This window comes from Pseudomonas sp. LBUM1660 (assembly GCF_059695935.1).
The window spans coordinates 1964902-1982054 of record NZ_CP166795.1 but is presented as its reverse complement, the minus strand read 5'-3'; the positions used below and the strand labels follow the sequence as shown (position 1 = coordinate 1982054).

The following is a 17153-nucleotide window of genomic DNA, read 5'->3' as shown; positions in this document are numbered from 1 at the left end:
GCACCATGAACACGCCACTCGTGATCCGCCCTCGCGCCGAAGATGTAGAAGGCCAGCCGATTTTGCGCCCGCTGCCGTCGGCCAAATGCCGCAGCGTCGGGCCTTTCGTATTTTTTGACCACATGCTCGAAACCCGCTATCCACCGGGTAAAGGCATGAACATCCGTCAGCACCCGCATATTGGCCTGTCCACCCTCACCTACTTGTTCGAAGGAAAAATCCAGCACAAGGACAGCCTCGGTTCCGACCAGGTGGTCGACGCCGGCGATGTCAGCTGGATGACGGCGGGCAGCGCGATTGCCCATGTCGAGCGCACGCCTGAGGCGTTGAAAGACAGTGGCTTCACAATGCACGGTTTGCAGGTTTGGCTCGCCTCTCCCAAGGCGCATGAACAGGGGCCGGGCCACTACAGCCATCACCCGGCAGCGACGTTGCCGGTCAGCGATAACCTTGGCGTGAAGATCCGGATGATTGCCGGGGCAGGCTTTTGCCTGGAATCGCCGGTGCCGGTGCTTTCTCCGACGTTGTACGCGGAGTTAAACCTGCAAACGGCGACCACCTTGCTGATCCCGACCGAGCATGAAGAGCGGGCGCTGTATGTGCTGAGTGGCGAAGCACAGCTTGATGGCGAACTGCTGGAGCCGCATGCGCTGGTGGTGCTGCCTGCCGAAGAGGAAATGACATTGTTCGCCGAGAGCGACTGTCATGCGGTGCTGTTTGGTGGGGCGCCGCTGGACGGGCCGCGGCGAATCAACTGGAATTTCGTGGCGAGCGATCCGGCGGCGATCGATGAAGCGCGGCGACGCTGGGCGGCCGGGGATTGGCCGACGGTGCCGGGGGAAGTTGAGCGGATCGAACTGCCTTAGGATCTTCGGCATCAGTTACATCGCCATCGCGAGCAGGCTCGCTCCCACAGGGGAATGCATTTCCAATGTGGGAGCGAGCCTGCTCGCGATGAGGCCAGCCCTGACACCAACAATGTCAGGGAACGACATCAGCCGCTAAACACTTCATCCAGCAGATTGTGCATCGAAGTAAACGCCCGCCCCGCCGTCTTCGCGTCATACATCATCTTGCCCGGCACGTTCGCATGCGGATCAGTAAACGAATGCACCGCGCCGCCGTAGCTCAGCAGTTGCCAATCCACGCCCGCCGCATTCATTTCCTCTTCAAACGCCGGCAATTGCTCTTTCGGCACCAGCGGGTCTGATGCACCGTGCAACACCAGCACCGAGCCCTTGATGTTTTTCGCATCGTTGACGTTCGGCGTATCGAGGGTGCCATGGAACGAAACCGCTGCTTTTACCGGCGCGCCCGTGCGGGCCAGTTCCAGTGCGCAGCAACCGCCAAAACAGAAACCAAAAGTCGCCAGCTTCGCCGTATCAACCACCGCCTCGCCCTGCCCTTGCAGCTGCTCGAACGCCGCCTGCATGCGCTTGCGCAGCAAGGCGCGATCGTTCTTCAGCGGCATCATGGCTGCACCCGCCTCGTCGCCATTCTGCGGACGCACCGACTGGCCGTACAGGTCCGCAATCAGCACCACATAACCCTTGGCCGCCACCGACTTGGCGATTTCCTCGGCACCGACGCTGACGCCCATCCAGTTCGGCGCCATCAACAGACCGGGGCGCGGGCCTTTGTGGTCGGCATCGAACGCCAGACGGCTTTCATATGACTGGCCATCAATCTGATAAGCGACGGAACGAACAGTGATTTGACTCATGACGAACTCCCAGTAAAAGACACCAGAATGAAAAAACCCGCCGAAGCGGGTTTTTGTACAACTTCAGTTAAACCGACAGTTCAACCAACAGCTTGTTGAGGCGGCGCACATAAGCGGCCGGGTCTTTCAAGCTGTCGCCGGCCGCCAGGGCCGCCTGATCGAAGAGAATGTGCGACAGGTCGCCGAAACGCTCGTCACTCTGCTCAGCGTCGAGTTTCTCGATCAGCGGGTGAGCCGGGTTGAATTCGAAGATCGGCTTCGAATCCGGAACCTTCTGCCCGCTGGCTTCGAGGATCTGGCGCATCTGCATGCCCAGGTCCTGCTCGCCGATGGCCAGAATCGCCGGGGAATCGGTCAGACGGTGGGAAACCCGTACTTCAGCAACAGAGTCGCCTAGTGCGGTTTTCAGACGATCAACCAGGCCTTCTTTGGACTTGGCGACTTCTTCCGCAGCTTTCTTGTCCTCTTCCGAGTCCAGGTTGCCCAGGTCCAGGTCACCACGCGCCACGTCGACAAAGCTCTTGCCGTCGAAGTCGCTGAGGTAGCTCATCAGCCACTCGTCGATGCGGTCGGTCAGCAGCAGCACTTCGATGCCTTTCTTGCGGAAGACTTCCAGGTGCGGGCTGTTCTTGACTTGCGCGTAGGTTTCGCCGGTCAGGTAGTAGATCTTGTCCTGACCTTCCTTGGCGCGAGCCAGGTACTCGGCCAGACCCACAACCTGCTCGCCTTCTTCGCCCTGAGTGGAGGCGAAACGCAGCAAGCCAGCGATTTTCTCTTTGTTGGCGAAGTCTTCTGCCGGGCCTTCTTTCATGACCTGACCAAAGTTCTTCCAGAAGCCTTTGTATTGCTCAGGTTCGTTCTTCGCCAGTTTTTCCAGCATGTCCAGGACGCGCTTGGTCAGGGCCGACTTCATGGAGTCGATGATCGGGTCTTTCTGCAGGATTTCCCGCGACACGTTCAGCGACAGGTCGTTGGAATCGACTACGCCCTTGATGAAACGCAGGTACAGCGGCAGGAACGACTCGGCCTGGTCCATGACGAATACGCGCTGTACGTACAACTTCAGGCCTTTCGGCGCTTCACGCTGGTACAGATCGAACGGAGCACGGGTCGGCACGTACAGCAGCGAGCTGTATTCGAGCTTGCCTTCGACCTTGTTGTGGCTCCAGCTCAGCGGATTTTCGAAGTCATGAGCGATGTGTTTGTAGAACTCCTGATATTCCTCGTCCTTGATCTCGGTGCGAGGACGGGTCCACAGGGCGCTGGCGCGGTTGACGGTTTCCCATTCAACGGCCGGCTTCTCTTCACCTTCAGCGGCGGCCACTTCTTTCGGCAACTCGATCGGCAAAGCGATGTGGTCGGAGTACTTCTTGATGACGTTGCGCAGGCGCCAGCCATCGGCGAATTCGTCTTCACCGGACTTCAAGTGCAGAACGATACGGGTGCCGCGCTCGGCTTTCTCGACGGTGGCCACTTCAAAGTCGCCTTCACCCTTGGACGACCAGTGCACGCCTTCGCTGGCGGCAGCACCGGCACGACGGCTGAACACGTCAACTTTATCGGCAACGATGAACGCCGAGTAGAAACCGACACCAAACTGACCGATCAGGTGCGAGTCTTTCTTCTGATCGCCAGACAGATGCTTCATGAAGTCGGCAGTGCCGGATTTGGCGATCGTGCCCAAATGGGTGATCGCGTCTTCACGGCTCATGCCGATGCCGTTGTCTTCGAGGGTGACGGTTTTGGCGTCCTTGTCGAAGCTCACACGGATTTTCAGTTCGGCGCCACCTTCCAGCAGTTCAGGCTTGGACAGGGCTTCGAAACGTAATTTGTCGACAGCGTCAGAGGCGTTCGAGATCAATTCGCGAAGGAAAATTTCCTTGTTGGAATACAGCGAATGGATCATGAGGTGCAGCAGTTGCTTCACCTCGGTCTGGAAGCCCAGGGTTTCCTTTTGAGTTTCCACACTCATGGTCATCAAACTCCAATCAGATGGCAGTGGCCGCGACCTGAAGGGTCGGCGGCGGGTTGTCATCAGAGTTTGGGGCTGAGTTCAGGATTTCAAGGGCTCTTCAATTTTGAAATGACCGCGGGCCGTGGCAATCGGTTCGGCTTCGGTGGTTTGCCAGGCGGTAATCGCTACGTTTGCGACACGCCGGCCCTGGCGACAGACCTGACATTTGGCCCAGGTGTCGCGAAACTGCCCGGCTCGCAGGTAGTCGAGGGAGAAGTCGATGATCTTCGGCACACCCGGCGAACCGGTGAAAATCAGCAGGTGCAGCGCTGCGGACAGCTCCATGAACCCGGCGATCACCCCACCATGGATGGCCGGCAGTAAAGGGTTACCAATGTTGTCCTTATTGGCCGGCAGGCGGAACAGCAACTCATCCCCGACACGGGAACACTCGACGCCGATCAGTTTGGCGTAAGGGAGCAGGTGCAGCAGCGAGGCGTAGTCTCCCTGCTCGTGGGCCTGCTGAAGTTGTTCTTTGAAAGTGTCAGTCATTTCGCACCTCCGGCGATCGCACCGCCAAAACCCTTGGCGCCTTTGACGGCTTTGCCCATGCGCATGAATGTGCCGACGACATGGGCGATGGGTTGCTCGGGATCGTCCTGGTAGGCAAAGCCTCGGGCGAAGATTACGTCGGTGGTCACCCGGTAGCATTGGGCGAAACCGTAGACATCCTTGTGAGGCGCGGCGGCGTGCATGTAGTCGATGCGTAAATCGAGGGTCGGACAGACTTCAAACTCGGGCAGGACGCAGAGCGTCGACATGCCGCACGCGGTGTCCATCAACGAGGTCAAAGCCCCGCCATGGATCACACCGGTCTGCGGGTTGCCGACGATTTGCGGACTGTATGGCAGGATGACTGTCAGGCCTTCGCTGCTGGCGCTGTGAACGCGCAAACCCAGTACCTGACAATGCCTGAGCGCCGACAGAAATCGCGTCGCGCGCTCAAAAACGGGGTTTTCGGTCATGTGAAAAATACTCTTCTTAATATTCGGCGATCGTATTCAGCGTATTCGTAAAAGTTCCCGTGGGAATAATCTTATATATCTGAACGAATTGAGGAACTTAACCCTAGTGGCTGTGCTCGAAAGGCCAGTAGATATTTTCCATAAGGAGATACACCCCATGCGTAAGACTTTAGCTATTGCCTTGATGTTGACCGCTTCCCTCGGTCTCGCTGCTTGCGATAAAAAATCCGAGGACAAAGCTCAAGATGCTAACCAACATGCTGAGCAAGCTCAGCAAGACATGAACAAAGCTCAGGATAAAGTGAACGACGCTGCGAAAGAAAACGCCGAAGCCGCCAAAGCTCAGGCTGAATCGGATGCAGCGGCAGCAAAAGAAGCACCTAAAAACTAAATCAGTTTTTAGCGTGATAAAGAAAACCCGCCAAGTGCGGGTTTTCTTTTGTCTGTGATTTACCCCGCTAGAGCAAAATAGTTCTAAAAGTCGGACTAATCATCAGCAGCAACGAACACACTAGTCCGATGAACCACACCAGACTCCGCTGCCAGGCAAGATCAGCCCAATAGCACAGTAAATAAATGACTCGGGTAATCACAAAGATGATTGCCAGCGAATCGATCAGCCACCCCGCCGTTTGCGTGGTGTGCGCCATCAACACCCCCACCGCAAACAATATGAAGGCCTCGAAGCAGTTTTGATGCGCTGCCACGGCACGGGCGCCGAAGCCTGTGAGTTGCGCTTGTTGCTGACGCGGCAAGTGATTGTTGTAACCGCCCTGCTCTTTCATGGCCTTGGCCACTGGCATGCGGGCCACGTAGATCAGCAAGGCGCTGATGAACACGCACCAGAACGGAATACTCATCAAGCGGCCTCTTTATTGGCTTCGGGCAATGGCGCCTCTGTAGGGGTATAGACCATCACATCGAGAACGTCGGAATGAAACTCCCGGCGATACAACACCAGCACCACGCCGGCACTCATCAACATGAACAGCCATGGGCTGACGAACCAGGCCAGCATGGTCATGCCGAAGTAGTAAGCGCGCAGGCCAAAGTTGAACTGGTTTGCCGCCATGGAGATCACCCGGGCGGCTCGCGCAGCGAAGGCTTTGCGCTCTTGTTCGGACACGTGACGTTCGCCAATCATTGGCGCCGACCCGATCAAAATGGCGGCGAAGTTGTACTGGCGCATGCACCAACTGAAGGTGAAAAACGCATAGACAAACACCAGCGCCAAGCAGAGCAACTTGATCTCCGACATACCCTGCGATGCCTGTTGCACCATCGGAATATCCGCCAGCAACGACACGGCCCGCTCAGAGGCGCCGAGTACAGTGAGAATGCCGGCCAGGATAATCAGCGTGCTGGAAGCGAAGAACGAGGCGTTGCGCTCCAGGTTGCCAATCACGCTGGCGTCGGCGATGCGGTTATCGCGCAACAGCATGCGGCGCATCCAGTCTTCACGGTACAAGTGCAGCACACTGGCCAGGCACGCGGTGTCGCGGCCTTTCCACGAAGCATAACGGGTGTAACCGCCCCAGCAGATGACAAACCAGAGCGCGGCGAGGATGTGGATGATGTTGGCGTGGATGAACGACATGCAGGTCCTTGTGATGTGAGATCGGTACACCGAAACCCTGTGGGATTTGCAGTGCTTCGACGTTAGCTGACAAAAAAAGACACCGCATCTCGCGCATAAAAAATGCCCCGTATCGATTGATACGGGGCATTTCTGTTTTCTGCTTGATTGGCCCGCTTGTGGCGGGCCATGAAGCAGCTTAAGCCAGCGCTTCCTCGCGCTTGCCCAGCAGACGGTCGCAAACCACCGCAACCACCAAGGTCATCACCGACGGCACCAGCCAGGCCAGGCCCTGCTCGCTCAGCGGCAGATGGGACAGCTGTGTTGGCATCCAGTCCGCCAGACCTGCGCCCTTGAGCGCATCGATCATGCCGAAAATGAACGAGACCAACATCACCGGGCCGACGATGCGGCCCTGTTCATGCCAGAAGTCTTTGCAGAAGCTCAGCGCTACCAGGGCGATGCACGGCGGGTAGATCGCTGTCAGCACCGGGATCGAGAACGCAATCAGCTTGGTGAGGCCCAGGTTGGACACAAACAGGGAGAACACGGCCAGGATAATGACCAATGTCTTGTAGGACAGTGGCAGCACACGGCTGAAGTACTCAGCGCAAGCGCAGGTCAGGCCGACTGCTGTCACCAGACAGGCCAGAGAGATCAGCACCGCCAGGAAACCGCTGCCCAACGAACCGAAGGTGTGTTGAACATAGGCGTGCAACACCGCCGCACCGTTGGCTGCACCGGCCGCCACTTCATGGCTGCCCGAACCAAGACGGAACAGGCTGACGTACACCAGCGCCAGGCCCACGCCGGCAATCAGCCCGGCAATGATCGCGTAACGGGTGATCAACGCCGGCGACTCGACGCCACGGGAGCGGATCGCGTTGACGATGACGATGCCGAATACCAGCGCGCCCAGGGTATCCATGGTCAGGTAACCGTTGATGAACCCTTGGGAGAACGGCGCCGCGACATACTCAGGCGTGGCCACACCAATATCGCCGGCCGGCAACGCGAACGCGGCGATGCCGAGTGCGGCCAGGGCGATGATCTTCAGCGGCGCGAGGAAACGTCCCACGGTATCCAGCAAACGGCCTGGATACAGCGAAATGAAGAACACCAGCAGGAAGTACACCGAACTGTAGAGGAACAGCGCCAGCGGGCTCTCGCCGGTCAGCGGCGCAAGACCCACTTCGAACGATACGGTCGCGGTGCGCGGCGTGGCGAACAGCGGGCCAACAGCGAGGTAGCACGCAGCGGCCAGCAAGCCACCGGCGATTTTGCCGATCGGGCTGCTCAACGCATCCATCGCCCCACCGACCTTGGCCAGGGCAACTACGGTAATCACTGGCAAACCGACCGCGGTGATCAGAAAGCCCAGCGCCGCCATCCAGACATTAGGCCCGGACTGCAAACCGACGATAGGCGGGAAGATGATGTTGCCGGCCCCGACGAACAGGGCAAACGTCATAAAACCAAGTGCCAGGATGTCCTGACCTTTCAAAACTTTCATTAAGGAAATACCACACTACTGAATCGGAATTTAGAGAGGGATTTCCCTGAGGGGTGAGGGAAATGCTGTCGGTCCGTATAGGACTGACCCGTTTAGCGCGACGCTTCCTTGTGGGACGCAAACGCAAAAATGGCGGCTAGCCTAGGGTCTGTTCCCGTTTCCATCTAAGTCATTGATATATAAGAGCAAGCTCGTATCGTTGTAGCTCTCACACAAAACCAATACGAGCTTGCAATGCCCCGATTACTGCTCAGTGATGAGCACTGGTCGAAGCTGCGGGAAATTCTGCTGCACAAGGCCATCTACAACAAGCGCGATCTACGGATGACCGTCGAAGGCATGCTGTATCGCATGCGCACAGGATGTCCCTGGAGAGACTTGCCCGAGGCCTTTGGAAGCTGGAGCAAAGTCTACAAGCGTTTCAATGCCTGGTCCGCGTCAGGTAAGTGGCTCAAGGTTTTTCAGGCGCTGGTAGCTGAACCGGACATGGAATGGGTTTTCATCGATGGCAGCTATGCCAAGGCCCACCAGCACAGTGCCGGTGCTGCCAGTGGCAAGGATGAGGCAATAGGGAAAAGTCGAGCAGGCAACACCAGCAAGATCCACTTGGCTGTAGATGCCTACGGGCTACCCGTCGTATTTGAAATCACGGGTGGCCAGATCAACGACTGCACACAGGCGCCTGCGTTGATTGCCAAGGTTCCCACTGCCGAAACAATCATTGCGGACAAAGGCTATGACAGTGAGGCCATACGTGAACAGGTTGAACAACAGGGCGCCAAAGCCGTGATTCCGAGAAAACGCAACTCGGTGAAAGGCAATGCGGATCTGGATAAAGAGCTTTACCGCAACCGGCACCTGGTAGAAAACGCCTTTGCCCGGCTGAAGCACTATCGAGCGGTCGCATCGCGATTCGACAAACTCAAGAGAAATTACGAAAGCGTGGTGGCTATGGCTTGTGCCTTCCTCTGGCTACCCATGTGAAACGGGAACAGCCCCTAACGAATTTGCCCGACAAACGCACTGTTAAGGGGCGATCTATCCGATACGCGACATTTCCGTGTCGCGTTTACATATCAAATGTTCACAACTAAACCCTGTGGCGAGGGAGCTTGCTCCCGCTCGGCTGCGCAGCAGTCGCCAAATGGGGGCCGCTTCGCAGCCCAGCGGGAGCAAGCTCCCTCGCCGCAGAAGCCTGCGAATTTCTCAAACCCCGGAAACGACAAAGGCCACCCGAAGGTGGCCTTTGTTTGGTAGAGCGTCAGCTAAGCGCGAGGCTTACTTGACAGCCCAACCGGTCAGCTCGGACAAAGCCTTGCCGATGTCTGCCAGCGAACGCACGGTTTTAACGCCTGCGTCTTCCAGGGCAGCAAACTTCTCGTCTGCAGTGCCTTTGCCGCCAGAGATGATTGCGCCAGCATGGCCCATGCGCTTGCCTGCAGGGGCAGTCACACCAGCGATGTAGGAAACAACCGGCTTGGTCACGTGTGCCTTGATGTAGGCAGCCGCTTCTTCTTCAGCCGAACCGCCGATCTCACCGATCATAACGATCGCTTCGGTCTTCGGGTCTTCCTGGAACAGCTTCAGGATGTCGATGAAGTTCGAACCCGGGATCGGGTCACCACCGATGCCGACGCAAGTCGACTGACCGAAACCGGCGTCAGTCGTCTGCTTGACAGCTTCGTAGGTCAGGGTGCCGGAACGGGAAACGATACCGACCTTGCCTGGCAAGTGAATGTGACCTGGCATGATGCCGATCTTGCATTCGCCTGGAGTGATCACGCCTGGGCAGTTAGGACCGATCAGGACTACGCCCAGCTCGTCGCACTTAACTTTAGCGTCCAGCATATCCAGGGTAGGAATGCCTTCAGTGATGCAAACGATCAGCTTGATGCCGCCGAAAGCAGCTTCCAGGATCGAATCTTTGCAGAAAGGAGCCGGAACGTAGATCACGCTGGCGGTGGCGCCAGTGGCAGCTACAGCATCTTTCACGGTGTTGAACACTGGCAGACCCAGGTGCTCGGTGCCGCCTTTGCCTGGAGTTACGCCGCCAACCATCTTGGTGCCGTATTCGATGGCTTGCTGGGTGTGGAAACTACCTTGCGAACCGGTAATACCCTGGCAGATAACTTTGGTGTCTTTATTGATCAGGACGCTCATTATTTGCCCTCCGCAGCTTTGACAACTTGTTGAGCAGCGTCGGTCAGGCTGGTTGCAGCGATGATGTTCAAACCGCTTTCTGCCAGTACTTTAGCGCCCAGCTCAGCGTTGTTGCCTTCAAGGCGAACAACAACCGGGATTTTCACGCCGACTTCTTTCACAGCGCCGATGATGCCTTCGGCAATCATGTCGCAGCGAACGATGCCGCCGAAGATGTTGACCAATACTGCAGCGACGTTAGTGTCGGACAGGATGATCTTGAACGCTTCGGTAACGCGTTCTTTGGTAGCACCGCCGCCCACGTCGAGGAAGTTGGCTGGTTTGCCGCCATGCAGGTTGACGATGTCCATGGTACCCATGGCCAGGCCAGCACCGTTGACCATGCAACCGATGTTGCCTTCCAGCGCTACGTAGTTCAGTTCGAACTTGGCAGCGTGCGCTTCGCGCGGATCGTCTTGCGACGGATCGTGGAAAGTCTTCAGCTTAGGCTGACGGTACATGGCGTTGGCGTCGATGTTGATCTTGGCGTCGAGGCAATGCAGATCGCCGTCAGCCTTGATCACCAGCGGGTTCACTTCCAGCAGAGCCAGGTCGTGATCCTTGAACAGCTTGGCCAGACCTACGAAGATCTTGGCGAACTGAGCAACTTGCTTGCCTTCCAGACCCAACTGGAATGCCAACTCGCGACCCTGGAATGGCTGAGCGCCAACCAGTGGATCGATAGTGGCTTTCAGAATTTTTTCTGGAGTGTCGTGAGCGATCTTCTCGATGTCCACGCCACCTTCGGTGGAAGCCATGAACACGATGCGACGGCTCGAACGGTCAACGACAGCGCCCAGGTACAGCTCTTTAGCGATATCAGTGCACGATTCAACCAGGATCTTGGTGACTGGCTGGCCATTGGCGTCAGTCTGGTAAGTCACCAGACGCTTGCCCAGCCACTGCTGTGCGAAGGCCTTGGCGTCTTCTTTGCTGCGAACCAGCTTTACGCCGCCCGCTTTACCGCGACCACCAGCGTGGACCTGGGCTTTGACAACCCACTCGGTGCCGCCGATTTTGTCGCAAGCTTCTGCTGCTGCTTCCGGGGTGTCTACAGCGAAACCCTGGGATACTGGCAGGCCGTACTCAGCGAACAGCTGCTTACCCTGATACTCGTGAAGATTCATGCTTATTACCGTCTTCGTTAGGTACTGCGCATTCGGTGCTGCACTTGTTCAAGTGCCGCACCACCTGTGACTGCTGCTTGCGTAGCCTTTCCGGACAACCGGTGCAGCTACGCAAGACTGCGTCCAGCGGATATTCCGCGGTGAGTCTTGCATGCAAGGCTCACGACGGGCCATACCGCCGTGGTTTCTTATTGTCTTAACGCTTCTTGCGGTTGGCGATGTGGATGGCGCCGCCATTCACAGCCAAAGCTGCTTCGTGCAAGGCTTCAGACAGGGTCGGATGGGAGAAAACCATCATGCCCAGGTCTTCAGCGCTGGTGCCGAATTCCATGCCGATCGCGCCCTGCTGAACCAGTTCTGCAGCGCTCGGACCAATCACGTGGACGCCCAATACGCGGTCAGTCTTGGCATCAGCAATGACTTTCACGAAACCGCCGGTGTCGTTGGCTGCCATGGCACGGCCACTGGCTGCGAACGGGAAGGTGCCAACGTTAACTTCAACGCCTTCGGCCTTCAAGACCTGCTCGGTTTTGCCGACCCACGCGATTTCCGGGTGAGTATAAATAACAGACGGGATCAGGTCATAGTTGATTTGGGCTTTGTGGCCCTTGATGCGCTCAACCACCATGATGCCTTCTTCGGACGCCTTGTGCGCCAGCATCATGCCGCGAACCACGTCACCGATTGCGTAAACGCCCGGTACGCTGGTGGCGCACTGGTCGTCAACGAATACGAAACCGCGCTCGTCGATGTTCACACCGCTGTCGGCAGCCAACAGTTCGGTGGTCACTGGACGGCGACCAACGGCAACGATCAGCTTGTCGAAGGTGATGTTCTGTTCGCCGTTGGCATCGGTGTAGTTCACGACAACTTCGTTGCCGTTCACTTTGGAACCGGTGACGCGAGCACCCAGCTTGATGTCCAGACCTTGTTTGGTCAGGGTCTTGAAGGCTTCTTTGGAAACGGCGTCGTCAGCGGCTGGCAGGAACTTCTCCAGCGCTTCCAGGACAACCACTTCCGAGCCCAGACGCGACCAGACCGAACCCAGTTCCAGACCGATCACGCCAGCACCGATCACGCCCAGACGTTTTGGAACCGATTGGAATTCCAGCGCGCCGGTCGAATCAACGATCACGTTCTGGTCAACCGGAGCGGGTGGAATGTCGATCGGACGCGAGCCCGAAGCCAGAATCACGTTCTCGGCTTCGATGATTTCGACGGTGCCGTCTGGCTTGGTCAGTTCGACTTTCTTGCCGGCCAGCAGTTTGCCGTGGCCTTGCAGGGAAGTGACGCCGTTCGCCTTGAACAGAGTGGCTACGCCAGAGGTCAGGCCTTTGACGATGTTGGCTTTACGGCCAACCATTGCCGCCACGTTCATGGTCACGCCAGCGTGATTGATACCGTGGATCGCGAAGCCTTCTTTGGCTTCCTTGTATTTCCAGGAGCTGTCCAGCAGCGCCTTGGATGGAATGCAGCCGACGTTCAGGCAAGTACCGCCGAGGGCCAGTTTGCCTTCCTTGTCGGTGTATTTCTCGATGCAGGCAGTGGAGAGGCCCAGTTGCGCTGCTTTAATGGCAGCCACGTAACCGCCAGGGCCCGCGCCAATCACTACCACGTCGAATTTCTGAGTCATGTGTCATTCCTTCTCGAATCAAACCGGACAATCCCTTTTGGGGACTGTCGTGGGACGAAGCTGGTCATTACAGGAGGGCCGCCATTACCGAACGACCCGTGCAACGAAATCAGATATCCAGCAGCAAACGAGCCGGGTCTTCCAGCAGGTTCTTGATGGTAACCAGGAAGGTCACAGCTTCTTTGCCATCGATCAGACGGTGATCGTAGGACAGAGCGAGGTACATCATCGGACGGATAACAACCTGACCGTTGATCGCCATAGGACGCTGCAGAATGTTGTGCATGCCCAAGATGGCCGCTTGCGGCGGGTTGACGATCGGAGTCGACATCATCGAACCGAAGGTACCACCGTTGGTGATGGTGAACGTACCGCCGGTCATTTCGTCCATCGACAGTTTACCGTCGCGAGCCTTCTTGCCGAAGGTGGCGATGCCGCCTTCGATTTCAGCCAGGCTCATCAGTTCGGCGTTACGCAGAACCGGTACAACCAGGCCGCGGTCGCTGGAAACAGCCACACCGACGTCGGCATAACCGTGGTAAACGATGTCGGCACCGTCGATCGACGCGTTGACGGCCGGGAAGCGTTTCAGCGCTTCGGTGGCAGCCTTGACGAAGAACGACATGAAGCCCAGGCGCACGCCGTTGTGGGACTTCTCGAACAAGTCCTTGTACTTCGAACGCAGGGCCATGACTTCAGTCATGTCGACTTCGTTGAACGTGGTCAGCATCGCCATGTTCGACTGGGCTTCTACCAGGCGCTTGGCCACGGTAGCGCGAACGCGGGTCATCGGAACGCGCTTCTCGATGCGGTCGCCAGCGGCGAACACAGGAGCAGCGGCAGCCGGAGCGGCAGCCTTGGCAGGCGCGGCAGCCGGAGCGGCTTTCTTGGCAGCAACGGCTGCAACCACGTCTTCCTTGGTCACACGACCGCCTTTGCCAGTGCCGGCAACGGAAGCGATGTTGATACCGTTTTCTTCAGCCAGCTTGCGAGCAGCCGGTGCAGCAACAGGATCGTCTTCGCCTTCAGCGGCTGGCGCAGCAGCTTGTGCAGCAGCCGGAGCAGCGGCAGCAGCTGGAGCGGCAGCAGCGCCGCCCGCTTCGATGGAGCCCAGCACTTCGTCGGACAGAACGGTGTCGCCTTCGTTCTTGACGATAGCGCCCAGCACGCCGTCAGCGGTAGCCAACACTTCCAGCACAACCTTGTCGGTTTCGATGTCGACGATCAGGTCGTCACGCTTTACAGCGTCGCCCGGTTTTTTGTGCCAGGTGGCAACGGTGCCATCGGCAACCGATTCCGGAAAAGTGGGGGCTTTGATTTCGATAGCCATTATCTGTGGGTCCTTAAATTCGGTTTCAGGTGCGCGAAGGCGTTAAACAGTAAAGGCGTCTTGCAACAGTTTTTCCTGCTGCTCAGCGTGCATCGATGCATAACCACAAGCCGGTGCAGCAGAAGCATCACGACCGGCGTACTCGAGAACGAGTGCCTTGTTGTGATTGCCTACGATGCGGCGCATGTGGTGTTGGCTGCAGTACCAGGCACCCTGGTTCATCGGCTCTTCCTGACACCAAACGATATGTTTGAGGTTGGTGTACGGAGCCAGGACTTCATTCAAGTCGTCCTCAGGGAATGGGTACAGCTGCTCGATACGCACGATGGCGATGTCATCACGACCTTCGGCACGGCGTTTTTCCAGCAGGTCGTAGTAGACCTTGCCGCTACACAGAACAATGCGCTCGACCTTTTTCGGGTCTTGAACATCGATTTCCGGGATAACGGTCTGGAACGAACCTTCGGCCAGATCTTCCAGGGTCGATATGGCCAGTTTGTGACGCAGCAGCGACTTCGGAGTCAGAACGATCAATGGCTTGCGCAGCGGGCGAATCACCTGACGACGCAGCAAGTGGTAGATCTGGGCCGGCGTAGTCGGTACGGCTACCTGAATGTTGTGCTCGGCGCACAGCTGCAGGTAACGCTCCAGACGCGCCGAAGAGTGCTCCGGACCCTGACCTTCATAACCGTGCGGCAGCAGCATGGTCAGACCGCATAGACGGCCCCACTTGTGCTCGCCACTGGTGATGAACTGGTCGATAACCACCTGGGCACCGTTGGCGAAGTCGCCGAACTGAGCTTCCCAGATCACCAGCGCCTCAGGCGTGGTGGTCGAGTAACCGTATTCGAACGCCAGCACGGCTTCTTCGGACAGGAACGAATCGTACAGGTCGAAACGTGGCTGGCCCTTGTACAGGTTTTGCAGCGGGATGTAGGTCCCCGCGTCTTTCTGGTTGTGCAAGACAGCGTGACGGTGCGAGAACGTACCGCGACCGATGTCCTGACCCGTCATGCGAATCGGGTGACCTTCAAACGCCAGGGTCGCGTACGCCATGGTTTCGGCGTAACCCCAGTTGATCGGCAGGCCGCCGGCTTGCATTTTCTGACGGTCTTCGTAGATTTTCGAGACCTGGCGCTGAACCACGAAGCCTTCCGGGATTTCCAGCAGCTTGGCGGACAGTTCCTGCAAGGTTTTCAGATCGAAGCGTGTGTCGTGACGCGCAGTCCAGGCGTGGCCCAGATACGGACGCCAGTCCACGAACAACTCTTTGTTCGGCTCTTTGACCAGGCTTTTTACAACATGCAGGCCGTTGTCCAGCGCGTTGCGGTATTCGTCGACTTTCGCCTGAACACGCTCTGCGTCGAGTACACCGCCCTGGGTCAGACGATCGGCATACAGCTCACGGGTGGTGCGCTGTTTGGTGATCTGCTGGTACATGATCGGCTGGGTGCCGCTTGGCTCGTCGGCCTCGTTGTGGCCGCGACGACGGTAGCAGACCAGGTCGATCACCACGTCACGCTTGAACTGCATGCGGTAGTCGATGGCCAGCTGGGTCACGAACAACACGGCTTCCGGATCATCGCCATTCACATGGAGGATCGGCGCCTGGATCATTTTCGCAACGTCGGTCGCGTACTCGGTGGAGCGCGAGTCCAGCGGGTTGCTGATGGTGAAACCAACCTGGTTGTTGATCACGATGTGCACGGTGCCGCCGGTCTTGAAACCGCGGGTCTGCGACATCTGGAAGGTTTCCATCACCACGCCCTGACCGGCGAATGCCGCGTCACCGTGGATGGAGATCGGCAGAACCTTCTCGCCGGTAGGGTCGTTACGACGATCCTGACGGGCGCGAACCGAACCCTCGACCACTGGAGATACGATTTCCAGGTGGGACGGGTTGAAGGCCATGGCGAGGTGAACTTCACCGCCGGTGGTCATTACGTTGGACGAGAAGCCCTGGTGATATTTGACGTCACCGGAACCCAGCTCGACCTTCTTCTTGCCTTCGAACTCGTCGAACAGCTCGCGCGGGTTCTTGCCGAAGGTGTTGACCAGCACGTTCAGACGGCCACGGTGGGCCATGCCGATAACGATTTCCTTGGTGCCATAGGAACCGGAACGCTGGATCAACTCGTCGAGCATCGGAATCAGGCTCTCGCCGCCTTCCAGGCCGAAACGCTTGGTACCCGGGTATTTGGTGCCCAGGTATTTTTCCAGGCCTTCGCCCGCGGTGACGCGCTCGAGCAGGTGGCTCTTGATGTCGGCGGAGTACGTCGGACGACCACGCACGCTTTCCAGACGCTGCTGGAACCACTGGCGCTGCTCGGAATCGGTGATATGCGTAAATTCAGCGCCGATGGTGCGGCAATATGTCTGCTGCAACGCTTCGTGAATTTCGCGTAGGCTCGCCTCCTCTTTGCCGATGAACAGGTCGCCGGCACGGAAGGTCGTATCAAGATCGGCATTGGTCAAGCCGTAATGATTGATCGACAGGTCTGCAGGTGCAGGACGCTGCCACAGCCCCAGCGGGTCAAGCTGGGCTGCCTGGTGGCCACGCATACGGTAGGCCTGGATCAATCGCAGCACTTCAACTTGCTTCTTCTCGTGCTCACTGCTCACGCTGCCGGCGGAAACCGGTTGGGCGCGGCGCTGGTTCTTTGCCAGCAAGACGAAATGATCGCGAATTGTGGAGTGCGATACATCGGTGGCAGTGTTGCCGTCAGCAGGCAACTTCTGGAAGTAGGTGCGCCACTCTTCTGGCACAGCGTTAGGGTCGTGCAGGTAGAGCTCATAGAGCTCTTCCACATAGGCAGCGTTACTACCGGATAGGTAGGCGCTGTTCCACATGCGCTGCATCACGCTTTCTTGCATGCTTGGTCACCCTCGGTTAGGGGAACACCACCGGCGTAGACACCGAGCAAACTTGCAGAAGTCCGAATGCAGCGACCAAAACAAGCCACTTAGGATCACGCTGATAGTCCGGGTACCAGCCCGGATGCCCCTGCTTGTCTCATTTCTTCAAAATAAGAGCCGCAGCTTTATGGGCTGCTGCCCAGGTTAAAACTACGGC

At 57.7% G+C, this 17153-nt stretch carries 15 protein-coding genes; 3 read left to right on the top strand and 12 right to left on the bottom strand.

The features are described 5' to 3' along the window. Positions 1-5 precede the first annotated feature (5 nt). Entirely contained in the window at positions 6-866 is an 861-nt protein-coding gene (locus tag ACA068_RS09310) for a pirin family protein (protein ID WP_497309297.1), read from the top strand. A 128-nt stretch (positions 867-994) separates the two neighbouring features. Here the strand turns inward: ACA068_RS09310 and ACA068_RS09305 are convergent, their stop codons facing one another. From ACA068_RS09305 to ACA068_RS09290, 4 genes are all read right to left on the bottom strand, one after another. Next, positions 995-1723, bottom strand: coding sequence for a dienelactone hydrolase family protein (locus tag ACA068_RS09305; protein ID WP_497309295.1), 729 nt, complete (start codon positions 1721-1723; stop codon positions 995-997). A gap of 67 nt (positions 1724-1790) precedes the next feature. After that, the gene (htpG, locus tag ACA068_RS09300) at positions 1791-3695 is read right to left on the bottom strand and encodes a molecular chaperone HtpG (protein ID WP_497309293.1); all 1905 of its coding nucleotides are present in this window, start codon (positions 3693-3695) and stop codon (positions 1791-1793) included. An 81-nt stretch (positions 3696-3776) separates the two neighbouring features. After that, positions 3777-4229, bottom strand: a complete 453-nt coding sequence (locus ACA068_RS09295; RefSeq protein ID WP_403101016.1) for a PaaI family thioesterase — start codon at positions 4227-4229, stop codon at positions 3777-3779. Beyond that, on the bottom strand, positions 4226-4702 hold the full coding sequence (locus ACA068_RS09290) for a PaaI family thioesterase (protein ID WP_497309291.1): 477 nt from the start codon (positions 4700-4702) through the stop codon (positions 4226-4228). The genes ACA068_RS09295 and ACA068_RS09290 overlap by 4 nt, the downstream gene beginning before the upstream one ends. A 157-nt stretch (positions 4703-4859) precedes the next feature. Between ACA068_RS09290 and ACA068_RS09285 the strand changes: the two genes are divergently transcribed. After that, positions 4860-5093, top strand: a complete 234-nt coding sequence (locus ACA068_RS09285; RefSeq protein WP_109635983.1) for a hypothetical protein — start codon at positions 4860-4862, stop codon at positions 5091-5093. A 67-nt stretch (positions 5094-5160) separates the two neighbouring features. Here the strand turns inward: ACA068_RS09285 and ACA068_RS09280 are convergent, their stop codons facing one another. From ACA068_RS09280 to brnQ, 3 genes are all read right to left on the bottom strand, one after another. Further along, entirely contained in the window at positions 5161-5562 is a 402-nt protein-coding gene (locus ACA068_RS09280; protein ID WP_497309289.1) for an MAPEG family protein, read from the bottom strand. Next, positions 5562-6299, bottom strand: a complete 738-nt coding sequence (locus ACA068_RS09275) for a DUF599 domain-containing protein (RefSeq protein ID WP_497309288.1) — start codon at positions 6297-6299, stop codon at positions 5562-5564. Before ACA068_RS09275 ends, ACA068_RS09280 begins: the two co-directional genes overlap by 1 nt. A 178-nt stretch (positions 6300-6477) precedes the next feature. Further along, positions 6478-7791, bottom strand: a complete 1314-nt coding sequence (gene brnQ, locus ACA068_RS09270; protein WP_219095625.1) for a branched-chain amino acid transport system II carrier protein — start codon at positions 7789-7791, stop codon at positions 6478-6480. Positions 7792-8025: 234 nt separating this feature from the next. Between brnQ and ACA068_RS09265 the strand changes: the two genes are divergently transcribed. Next, a complete protein-coding gene (locus ACA068_RS09265) occupies positions 8026-8775 on the top strand; it encodes an IS5 family transposase (RefSeq protein WP_497309286.1) in 750 nt (249 codons plus the stop codon). Positions 8776-9069: 294 nt separating this feature from the next. On the opposite strand, the gene sucD is transcribed toward ACA068_RS09265, so the two are convergent. The 5 genes from sucD to ACA068_RS09240 all read right to left on the bottom strand — a co-directional run bounded on the left by sucD (position 9070) and on the right by ACA068_RS09240 (position 16954). Further along, entirely contained in the window at positions 9070-9951 is an 882-nt protein-coding gene (gene sucD, locus ACA068_RS09260; RefSeq protein ID WP_003210566.1) for a succinate--CoA ligase subunit alpha, read from the bottom strand. Continuing rightward, complete coding sequence (gene sucC, locus ACA068_RS09255; RefSeq protein ID WP_008148602.1) at positions 9951-11117, bottom strand: ADP-forming succinate--CoA ligase subunit beta; 1167 nt, start codon at positions 11115-11117, stop codon at positions 9951-9953. Before sucC ends, sucD begins: the two co-directional genes overlap by 1 nt. A gap of 196 nt (positions 11118-11313) precedes the next feature. Continuing rightward, the gene (gene lpdA / locus ACA068_RS09250) at positions 11314-12750 is read right to left on the bottom strand and encodes a dihydrolipoyl dehydrogenase (RefSeq protein ID WP_497309284.1); all 1437 of its coding nucleotides are present in this window, start codon (positions 12748-12750) and stop codon (positions 11314-11316) included. Positions 12751-12859: 109 nt separating this feature from the next. Beyond that, complete coding sequence (gene odhB / locus ACA068_RS09245) at positions 12860-14080, bottom strand: 2-oxoglutarate dehydrogenase complex dihydrolipoyllysine-residue succinyltransferase (protein ID WP_010456848.1); 1221 nt, start codon at positions 14078-14080, stop codon at positions 12860-12862. Between the two features lie 42 nt (positions 14081-14122). Continuing rightward, positions 14123-16954 (bottom strand): 2-oxoglutarate dehydrogenase E1 component, encoded by a 2832-nt coding sequence (locus ACA068_RS09240; RefSeq protein WP_497309282.1) that lies wholly within the window; start codon positions 16952-16954, stop codon positions 14123-14125. Between the last annotated feature and the right edge of the window lie 199 nt (positions 16955-17153).

Bases quoted from the DNA above. Each gene is read 5' to 3' on its own strand.
- ACA068_RS09290 (WP_497309291.1), bottom strand. From the start codon at position 4,702: ATGACCGAAAACCCCGTTTTTGAGCGCGCGACGCGATTTCTGTCGGCG.
- ACA068_RS09280 (WP_497309289.1), bottom strand. From the start codon at position 5,562: ATGAGTATTCCGTTCTGGTGCGTGTTCATCAGCGCCTTGCTGATCTAC.
- ACA068_RS09305 (WP_497309295.1), bottom strand. From the start codon at position 1,723: ATGAGTCAAATCACTGTTCGTTCCGTCGCTTATCAGATTGATGGCCAG.
- ACA068_RS09295 (WP_403101016.1), bottom strand. From the start codon at position 4,229: ATGACTGACACTTTCAAAGAACAACTTCAGCAGGCCCACGAGCAGGGA.
- htpG (WP_497309293.1), bottom strand. From the start codon at position 3,695: ATGAGTGTGGAAACTCAAAAGGAAACCCTGGGCTTCCAGACCGAGGTG.
- lpdA (WP_497309284.1), bottom strand. From the start codon at position 12,750: ATGACTCAGAAATTCGACGTGGTAGTGATTGGCGCGGGCCCTGGCGGT.
- ACA068_RS09265 (WP_497309286.1), top strand. From the start codon at position 8,026: ATGCCCCGATTACTGCTCAGTGATGAGCACTGGTCGAAGCTGCGGGAA.
- ACA068_RS09310 (WP_497309297.1), top strand. From the start codon at position 6: ATGAACACGCCACTCGTGATCCGCCCTCGCGCCGAAGATGTAGAAGGC.
- ACA068_RS09275 (WP_497309288.1), bottom strand. From the start codon at position 6,299: ATGTCGTTCATCCACGCCAACATCATCCACATCCTCGCCGCGCTCTGG.
- sucC (WP_008148602.1), bottom strand. From the start codon at position 11,117: ATGAATCTTCACGAGTATCAGGGTAAGCAGCTGTTCGCTGAGTACGGC.
- sucD (WP_003210566.1), bottom strand. From the start codon at position 9,951: ATGAGCGTCCTGATCAATAAAGACACCAAAGTTATCTGCCAGGGTATT.
- odhB (WP_010456848.1), bottom strand. From the start codon at position 14,080: ATGGCTATCGAAATCAAAGCCCCCACTTTTCCGGAATCGGTTGCCGAT.
- ACA068_RS09240 (WP_497309282.1), bottom strand. From the start codon at position 16,954: ATGCAAGAAAGCGTGATGCAGCGCATGTGGAACAGCGCCTACCTATCC.
- brnQ (WP_219095625.1), bottom strand. From the start codon at position 7,791: ATGAAAGTTTTGAAAGGTCAGGACATCCTGGCACTTGGTTTTATGACG.
- ACA068_RS09285 (WP_109635983.1), top strand. From the start codon at position 4,860: ATGCGTAAGACTTTAGCTATTGCCTTGATGTTGACCGCTTCCCTCGGT.